Below are 8,122 nucleotides of genomic sequence, written 5' to 3'. Positions count from 1 at the left end.
TTAATTCACTACCATCGACCTCTTTTATCGAAGCAGAGAGGTCGTCGTGGAGCGGTTATCCATGCGTAAGATTCGAGAAGTGCTACGTCTTAAATTCGAGGTCGGCCTATCTGCCCGCCAGGTCGCTATCAGCTTGCAAGTAGGTCGAGCTAGCGTCGGTGAGTACCTCAATCGCTTTGCTGCCAGCGGTCTTACCTGGCCGTCTGCGCTGACTGACGCCGAGTTGCAACGGCATCTTTCAAGTCGTCGAACGCTGGATCCTGGCAGTGCTGCGCAACCGCCAGTTCTTCTCGCTCGGTGAACTGAACACGGCAATTGGCGGGCTGCTCGAACGCCTCAATCAAAAGCCCTTCAAGAAGCTGCCCGGCTCACGCCGCTCGGCCTTCGAGACCATCGACCAACCCGCACTGCAACCGCTACCAGAACATCCGTATGTCTACGCCGAATGGAAAAAGGTGCGGGTGCACATCGACTATCACGTCGAGGTCGAGGGCCATTACTACTCGGTGCCGTACCAGCTGGTGAAGCACCAACTCGAAGTGCGGCTAACCGCTAAGACCGTCGAGTGCTTCCACACCAACCAGCGGGTGGCCAGCCATCTGCGCTCGCCGCACAAAGGCCGCCACACCACCCAAACCGAGCACATGCCCAAAAGTCACCGCGAACATGCCGAATGGACGCCGCAGCGACTGATCCACTGGGCAGAGCAGACAGGCCCGAATACGGCCGGCGTCATCGCCTACATCCTCGAACGCCGGATCCATCCGCAGCAAGGCTTCCGCGCCTGCCTGGGCATCCTGCGCCTGAGCAAACAGCACGGCGAAGAGCGGCTGGAAGCCGCTTGCCAGCGTGCGCTGGCACTGGGTGCATGTAGCTACAAAAGCCTCGAATCGATCCTGCGCCAAGGACTAGAGCGGCTACCGCTGGCCCAGCAAAACCTGCCGTTACTGCCCGAAGAACACATCAACCTGCGCGGCCCTGGCTACTACCACTGACCTGAAAAAGGAGCACCAACATGCTGCCCAACCCGACACTCGACAAGCTGCAAACCCTGCGCCTGAACGGCATGATCAAGGCGCTTGGCGAACAACACGCAACGCCTGACATCAACGATCTCAGCTTCGACGAACGCCTCGGCCTGATGGTTGACCGCGAACTGACCGAGCGCGAAAACATACGCCTGACCACTCGCCTCAAAGCCGCACGACTGCGCCACAACGCCTGCCTGGAAGACATCGACTACCGCAGTCCGCGCGGGCTGGACAAGGCCTTGATCCTGCAACTGGGCAGCGGCCAGTGGCTGCGCGATGGCCTGAACCTAATCATCGGCGGCCCGACTGGTGTAGGCAAAACCTGGCTCGCCTGCGCGCTGGCTCACAAAGCTTGCCGCGACGGTTACAGCGTGCGCTATCTGCGCCTGCCGCGCTTGATGGAAGAGCTGGGCCTAGCCCACGGCGATGGGCGCTTCGCGAAACTGATGGCGGGTTATGCCAAGACCGACTTGCTGATCCTGGATGACTGGGGCTTGGCGCCATTTACCGCTGCGCAACGGCGCGACATGCTTGAGCTGCTGGATGATCGTTACGGCAACCGCTCGACACTGGTGACCAGCCAGATGCCGGTGGACAAATGGCATGCGCTGATCGGCGATCCGACCTTGGGCGATGCGATCCTCGACCGGTTGGTGCACAACGCTTATCGGATCGAACTGAAGGGCGAATCGATGCGCAGGCGCGCAACGAAATTGACGGCGACAGAGACTTCAGACTAACAATGCAAACCTGCGTCGCTGCGCTCCGACTGCCTGGCCGGATGACCGTGGAACAGGTGGCCGGATGTTGGTGGGCTGGGTGGCCGGATGGCGTGGAATGCGCAGGCGATCAGATTATCGGCATGACGGCCACTTTGGAGCCAAATAGCGTAACCGTCCAGCAAAGCCAGAATCGCCTCAAAGTGGCAGGCCAAGATGGCCTCATCGATATCCAGATCTCGGCTTTTGGCATAGGCGTAGAAAGCCTGGATCGCGCGCAGGTGCGCCGCAGCCGTGTTGTAAGCCCGGTGCCTGAGTTTGAGTTGGACGTAGATGAACGGAATGAGTATGGGCAACGGCGTCGCATCACCAGCTTGTACAAGCAGCGGTAGTCGTTGACCTGAAGAGAACCTGCACTGAATCAGTTTCATCGACAGCTACCTCATTCAAGGACTCGCCATGAACACGAAACACATGGCCCGTTGAGAGAGTAGACGTCAAATACGAATTGGTCGAATCAGTGACTTACGTGGCTTATGAACATTTCTAACATGGCCTGTCGTTTAACATAATATACATTATGCGAACCGCCATATACGGGACTGGGGGGCTCTGGAGGCTGCTTTTCACCAGGTGATCAGCGTTAAGGTGTTGCTACTAGCAACACACGTTCAAGACGATGACTCCTAGGCTTGGCCATCTGCCTCGATACGAATCTTGGCGCGTGCAACAACGGCTATGGCTTCGGTAATGAAAGCCGCGTCACCGGTGTCGTGTGCATCAGCCAAAAATACAGCTACGGCCTCTAAATCAACCAGCGAGTCTGCTGGGTCATAATCATAAATTGGCTCTGTCATCTGATCACCCGGAGAAAATAATGAACCCGAAGCCCAAGGCTAAAAATACGAGCTGGAAAGTCAAATGCCAGGATGCAGCTGATGGCACTGGCGATTTAATCATACCGCTGACTGACGATCTCCTGTCGGCCATAAAGTTGGCCAGCGGAGACAAACTCGACCTGGAAGTTAAACCTAACGGCACGATAATCCTGACGCCAGTTCGTGCGTAGGACTGATTCAGCCATCTACGCGCCTGATGGCTGCAGCCCATAAAGCACGGGGTTGTTACCGATTACACGTGATTTCACTGGGTGCTAATTTCCTTTCCTTGAGAGATAACGTTCAAATTTGGAAGATAACGAGCAAGTATGAGCTCCCCCTAGTTCATCTGTTGAGCTACCCTCCTCCTTTTAATAGCCGTTAAGAATAACTAAACTAAATGACTATTTAGTTTAGTTAAATCAATAGCTTACATATTTATAAGCGAAACCGATCAACTGACTGCGACAGCTTGCCCGCCAACGACGACAACTCGTCCGTGGTCGACGCCGTCGTTGCGATCACCCGGCTGTTACTCTCCGACATACCCGCAATCATCTCGACCTGATGCGCAATTTCATTGCTGGCCAGGCTTTGTTCCCCGATCGTACGGGAGATATCGTTGACCATTTCCGTGGTGTTCAAGGTGGCCTGGAGAATTTCGCGAATCGCCCGCTCCACCTCGGCGGTCACCGCCATGCCTTTATCCACTTGGGCGACGCCCTCCTCCATGCTGGTCACCGCTTCCCGCGTGCTTTGCTGAATACGCCCGACCATGCTGGCAATCTCTTGGGTCGAAGCACTGGTGCGTCCGGCAAGGTTGCGCACTTCATCGGCGACAACAGCAAAACCACGCCCCTGCTCACCGGCGCGTGCGGCCTCGATTGCGGCATTCAGGGCGAGCAGGTTGGTTTGATCGGCGATCCCTTTGATCACCTGGATAATGCTGAAAATCGCCTCGGACTCCTTGTCCAGCGTGCGGATAACCTGGGCGGATTGCTGTGCGGAACGGGCAATACCGTCCATGTCACTGACCACCTGATGAATCACCCGGCCACCGTCCTTGGACAAGGTCTCAGCCTGGTTAGCCATGTCCAATGCGCGCTCGGCGTGACGAGTGATTTCTTCGATGCTCGCGGTCATTTCACTCGCTGCAGCGGCCATGGTGCTCGCGGCTGTGCTTTGTTGCTGGCTGCTGCCAGCCACTTCATGACAGCCGTGGCTCAATTGCTCGCTCATGACATTGACACCATGAGCGTTGCTGCGCACCACTTCGATCATGCCGCGCAAATCCCGCTGCATGGTGGCGAGGCTGCGAATCAATGAACTGGCTTCATCCTTGCGTTTGGGCTCGACAATCGGCTCGCTCAGGTTGCCACTGGCAATGCTCGCAGCAATGCGGCTGGCCGTCTGCAGCGGGCCCATAATGCTGAGGATGACCCAGCGGCCCTGGGCCAATAGCAATAAAAGGCTGGCGATCAACACGGCGCCCTGGGTGAAATTGGCGTTGCTGATGGTCTGGTGAGTACCAACGCTGGTCTGTTGGGTGTTGGATTCAATCAGTTCACTCAGGGTTGCCATTTGTTCTTCAAGCCGGGTGAAAGCGGTGTTGAACGTATCCAGTTCCCCGCGAGCGGCTTCCGGATTGTCCAGCGCCAGGGCGACGATTCGCTCGCCTGCACCTATATAGCTATCGAGGCTCGGGCGGATTTTTTCCAGGTTTGCCTTGAGCGTATCGTCCAGCGGCAGCTTCAGGTTGTCCGCCAACACTTGGCGAAAATGCTCGGCGTGTTCCTGCAGCGAACTGTTGACCTCGGCCTTGGTGCTGGTGCTTTTACCCAAGCCCACTAGCATGGCCGATAACACATCGGCGCGCAGGGCATCGTGCATCATGTCGGCTTCCATGTGGTTGCGCAGCACGGTCATGCTGACTTCATTGTCCTGCACGGCGTCGCCCATCCGGCTATTTCCCAGGTAACTGACAAAGCTCATGATCAAGGCAGTGAGCAATCCGGTCACAATCAACAGAATCAAGCGTAATTTGATCGTCATGCAGGTATCCCCGTGCCTGGTGAGCCGGTTGGAAAGCCAACCGCTGAAGCGCCACTCGTCATGTTATCGGCGGCACCTACTGGTTATTGAAGCCCACATTTGCGGTTTTGTGCGGATCCCTTAAGCTGACCGACCTTTGCTTCGCCCAAAACTGCCCCATGCCTCAACGTATCGCCCACCTTGCCTTGCTGCTTCGTCATCAGATGATTACCGCCGCGCTGTCCATGACCCTGATCGGCGTGTTTGCCGATCACACGCCCGCGCCGATGTTGGTTGGCATCGCACTGTGTGCCATCGCGGCAATGCTCACCACGTTGTGGACGTTGCGACGCTTTCCCGCGCACCTGGCAAGCGCCCCGCCCTGCGCCTGACAGGTTCAGGCCCGGCGCAAACCATTCGTCGGGCCCAACCGGCATCCATTACAACTATCGCCGGCCTGCTCATTACTAATCCCATAGCACTTTTGGAAATCTATGGAGATTGAAATGACTGACTACCCTCGCCCGCCCTTCACCCCGCAGGCTCAATCCGTGCCCGGCGCCCAGAAAAAAATGGATCCGTACCCCGATTGCGGCGAGCAGAGTTACAAGGGGGCTGGCCGCTTGGCCAACAAGATCGCCCTGATTACCGGCGCCGATAGCGGTATCGGCCGTGCGGTCGCCATCGCGTTTGCTCGCGAAGGCGCCGATGTGGCCATCGCTTACCTGGACGAGCACGAAGACGCCAAGGAAACAGCACGCTGGGTCGAAGAAGCCGGTCGCCAGTGCCTATTGCTGCCCGGCGACATCGCGCAACGAAGCGTCTGCCAGGCGCTGGTGGACAAGACGGTGGAGCAATTCGGCCGCATCGATGTGTTGGTCAACAATGCTGCGTTCCAGATGAGCCATGAAACGCTCGAGGACATCTCGGACGAGGAATGGGTCAAGACCTTCGATATCAACATCACCGCGATGTTTCGTCTCTGCAAGGCGGCGGTGCCGCATATGAAGGCCGGCAGCTCGATCATCAACACCTCGTCCGTAAACTCCGACATGCCCAAGCCAACGCTGATGCCTTACGCCGCCACCAAAGGCGCGATTGCCAACTTCACCGGTGGTCTGGCGCAATTGCTCGGCAGTAAAGGGATTCGCGTCAATAGCGTTGCGCCCGGCCCGATCTGGACGCCGTTGATTGTGGCGACGATGACCGATGAAGACGTGAAGAGCTTTGGTAGCGAAACGCCGCTAGGTCGGCCTGGGCAGCCCGTGGAAGTGGCGCCGATTTACGTGTTGCTGGCCTCGGATGAGGCCAGCTATATCTCCGGCTCGCGCTACGCGGTGACCGGCGGCAAACCCATTCTCTGAATCCTGCCCAATACCCTTGTGGGAGGCGGGCTTGCCCGGAGCCCACAGGGGACCCCATTCACCGGTTCTACAAATCAAACCGATCCACCGCCCGCCGCCGCTCATTGTCATCGCGCACGTCATAGCTGGCAGTGGTCTGGATATTGGTGTGATGCGCCAGTTTTTGCGCGATCGACAGGTCATGCTCCTCGATCACCCGCGTAATAAACGAGCGACGGAAGTCATGGGGCATAATCTTCACCCCCACCTGCTCGCCGCGCTGGCGCGCGATGTAGTAAATCGCATGTTTGGTGATGCGCTCGCGGGTGATATGGCTGCCGCGGCGAATGCGGTTGAACAGGAAGCTGTCGTCCTGCTCACCCTCCTTGAGCTGCTCACGTCGAAACGCCAGCCACGCCTGCAACTTAGCGAACGCCCAGTCCGGCGCGTACTTGATCAACTCTTTGTTGCCCTTGCCGATCACCCGCAGGCTGCGCTCTTCGAAGTTGATCTGCGCCAAATCGAGGTTGACCGACTCCGACTTGCGCATGCCGGAGCCATACAGAATGCCGATCACGGCTGCGTCCCGCAGGCCTTGCGGGCGTGGGTCGGCCGCGCAGACGTCCATCATTTCGCGAATCAAGCTGCGCCGCAGGTTGCGGCCCTGGCTCAGGCGAGTGCCGGGTGTGGCCTTAACGGTGCGCATGCGCAGCAGGTGTTCCTGGCTGATCAGGTTCATACGCCAGGCTTCGTTCATCACGCCACGCACTGCGTTCACGTAAAGCGACGAGGTATTGGGAGCATAGCCATCCTCGCGCAAAGCAGCGACCAGGGCGATGACGTGTTCGGGTTGCAGCAGGTGCCAGTCGATGTCTTCGAGGTTAATGTCCTCGAAGCCCAAGCGGTCGGCCGCGTCTTGCAGCACGTAGCGCATGGTCAGTTGGCTGGAGGGGGCCAAGCGGGTGAGGTAGAGGGTCAGCGGGTTGCGGATAGACTCAGTCAAAGTAAATCAGCCTTTGGATTAAATACCTCGAGCAAGCCTTTGTTTAATCAAGGTATTTAGTGAATTGGCGAAGGCTGAGTCTAACCCAGGACAGGCCCTGGCACAAAGTCACGGGGCGGTGTCCTCCTCCTCGGTGGGTTCCTGCGGCTGGACCAGGGTCTGACTCCAGTCGCCGTCCTGCTTCTGCATCAGCGCGAACCAGTGCTGGCGCATGAACGCCAGGTACAATTCCGGCGCCTTGGCAAAGTCCTTCTCGTCGCCATAACACCCCGGCAATGGCAATTCGGTGCCCTGCTCCTTGTATTGGCTGACCAGCGCCTGCTGCCCGGCCACGCTGCAATCCTTGGGCAACGGCATGCCGCGCAAGGCGCCAGCCTCTTCGTCCCACCAGGCCGCGCCAACCCGGTCGACACCGCGCAGACGGTACTTCTGCGACTTGCCGACATGCATGATCAGCTTGAATTCGTTAGGGCTGACGTCACTGGTGCAGGTGCGCGAATACCCCACGGTAGCCTGCGTGATGCCGTCGCCGGTCAGGTCGGTGACCTTGGTGGCGGCCCGGTCGAAGCGCAGAGACGCGTCGAACTCGCAATGCTGCACATCGTCGTACAGCATCCACACGCGTTTTGGGCGGTTGCCGTCGATCAGGTACTGGGCCGCGTACACAAAGGCGGACTGGGTGCCGTCGTCGTCACGCTCGCTGACTTGCTCGGCGAGCACCAGCAGGTTCTTGCCTTGTTTATCGTCCCAGGTATAGGCGGCGATCTGCTTACCACGCACTTCCACACCTTCCGGCACTTGGTCGATGCTGTTGAGCGCCACCCCGTCATCGGCCTGCACGGTCGTGACACACGCCACGCTCATCAACAACCCCATCAACACTGGCCGCAACTGGCCGCGTAAAAGCTGCACGCTATTCATCCGATCACCCTGGCAAGAGACGGCTTACTTTACCGGCACTTGGGGTGCATTGCAGAGAAGATTCTTCACTAACATTCGGTGGCTGAGCGTGCACGCCCAAGTTGAACCACAGGCACCAGAAACAGTTCCTATTTCGCCAACCAACTAAAGCCCTAAGCCCCTTAGTTGTTTAGCTGAACCCTAGCTGTCTACCTGT

7 protein-coding genes and 4 pseudogenes are annotated in these 8,122 nt (G+C 58.1%); 5 read left to right on the top strand and 6 right to left on the bottom strand.

Going from position 1 to position 8,122, the window contains the following annotated elements:
* Nucleotides 1–239: 239 nt before the first annotated feature.
* Both AACY36_RS09120 and istB read left to right on the top strand, forming a co-directional pair.
* Nucleotides 240–995, top strand: a pseudogene (locus AACY36_RS09120) (Mu transposase domain-containing protein); the annotation flags it as partial.
* 20 nt (nucleotides 996–1,015) lie between these two features.
* Entirely contained in the window at nucleotides 1,016–1,771 is a 756-nt protein-coding gene (istB, locus tag AACY36_RS09115) for an IS21-like element ISPre4 family helper ATPase IstB (protein ID WP_339416325.1), read from the top strand.
* Nucleotides 1,772–1,875: 104 nt separating this feature from the next.
* Here istB and AACY36_RS09110 read toward each other — a convergent pair.
* Nucleotides 1,876–2,181 (bottom strand): annotated as a pseudogene (locus AACY36_RS09110) (site-specific integrase); the annotation flags it as partial.
* A gap of 255 nt (nucleotides 2,182–2,436) precedes the next feature.
* The gene (locus tag AACY36_RS09105; protein WP_339416323.1) at nucleotides 2,437–2,607 is read right to left on the bottom strand and encodes a helix-turn-helix domain-containing transcriptional regulator; all 171 of its coding nucleotides are present in this window, start codon (nucleotides 2,605–2,607) and stop codon (nucleotides 2,437–2,439) included.
* A 20-nt stretch (nucleotides 2,608–2,627) separates the two neighbouring features.
* On the opposite strand from AACY36_RS09105, the gene AACY36_RS09100 reads away from it, so the two are divergent.
* Nucleotides 2,628–2,819 carry an AbrB/MazE/SpoVT family DNA-binding domain-containing protein gene (locus AACY36_RS09100; RefSeq protein ID WP_198719729.1) on the top strand — a complete coding sequence of 64 codons (192 nt, stop codon included), beginning with the start codon at nucleotides 2,628–2,630 and terminating at the stop codon, nucleotides 2,817–2,819.
* 247 nt (nucleotides 2,820–3,066) lie between these two features.
* On the opposite strand, the gene AACY36_RS28270 is transcribed toward AACY36_RS09100, so the two are convergent.
* Together AACY36_RS28270 and AACY36_RS28265 are read right to left on the bottom strand one after the other, a co-directional pair.
* Entirely contained in the window at nucleotides 3,067–3,792 is a 726-nt protein-coding gene (locus tag AACY36_RS28270) for a methyl-accepting chemotaxis protein (RefSeq protein ID WP_370468009.1), read from the bottom strand.
* 132 nt (nucleotides 3,793–3,924) lie between these two features.
* Nucleotides 3,925–4,680 (bottom strand): annotated as a pseudogene (locus tag AACY36_RS28265) (MCP four helix bundle domain-containing protein); the annotation flags it as partial.
* Between the two features lie 182 nt (nucleotides 4,681–4,862).
* Between AACY36_RS28265 and AACY36_RS09090 the strand changes: the two are divergent.
* A pseudogene (locus tag AACY36_RS09090) lies at nucleotides 4,863–5,051 on the top strand (multidrug effflux MFS transporter); the annotation flags it as partial.
* A gap of 114 nt (nucleotides 5,052–5,165) precedes the next feature.
* A complete protein-coding gene (locus AACY36_RS09085; RefSeq protein WP_339416319.1) occupies nucleotides 5,166–6,023 on the top strand; it encodes an SDR family oxidoreductase in 858 nt (285 codons plus the stop codon).
* A 67-nt stretch (nucleotides 6,024–6,090) separates the two neighbouring features.
* Here the strand turns inward: AACY36_RS09085 and AACY36_RS09080 are convergent, their stop codons facing one another.
* Together AACY36_RS09080 and AACY36_RS09075 are read right to left on the bottom strand one after the other, a co-directional pair.
* Nucleotides 6,091–7,005: a site-specific integrase gene (locus AACY36_RS09080; RefSeq protein WP_339416317.1), complete on the bottom strand. Its 915-nt coding sequence runs from the start codon at nucleotides 7,003–7,005 to the stop codon at nucleotides 6,091–6,093.
* Between the two features lie 108 nt (nucleotides 7,006–7,113).
* Nucleotides 7,114–7,926: a M949_RS01915 family surface polysaccharide biosynthesis protein gene (locus AACY36_RS09075; protein WP_339416315.1), complete on the bottom strand. Its 813-nt coding sequence runs from the start codon at nucleotides 7,924–7,926 to the stop codon at nucleotides 7,114–7,116.
* Between the last annotated feature and the right edge of the window lie 196 nt (nucleotides 7,927–8,122).

Source organism: Pseudomonas sp. EA_15y_Pfl1_P101 (assembly GCF_963970835.1).
Classification (GTDB): domain Bacteria; phylum Pseudomonadota; class Gammaproteobacteria; order Pseudomonadales; family Pseudomonadaceae; genus Aquipseudomonas; species Aquipseudomonas tritici.
Note: the sequence above shows the minus strand (reverse complement) of the source record. Positions and strands in the feature narration are given on the sequence as shown.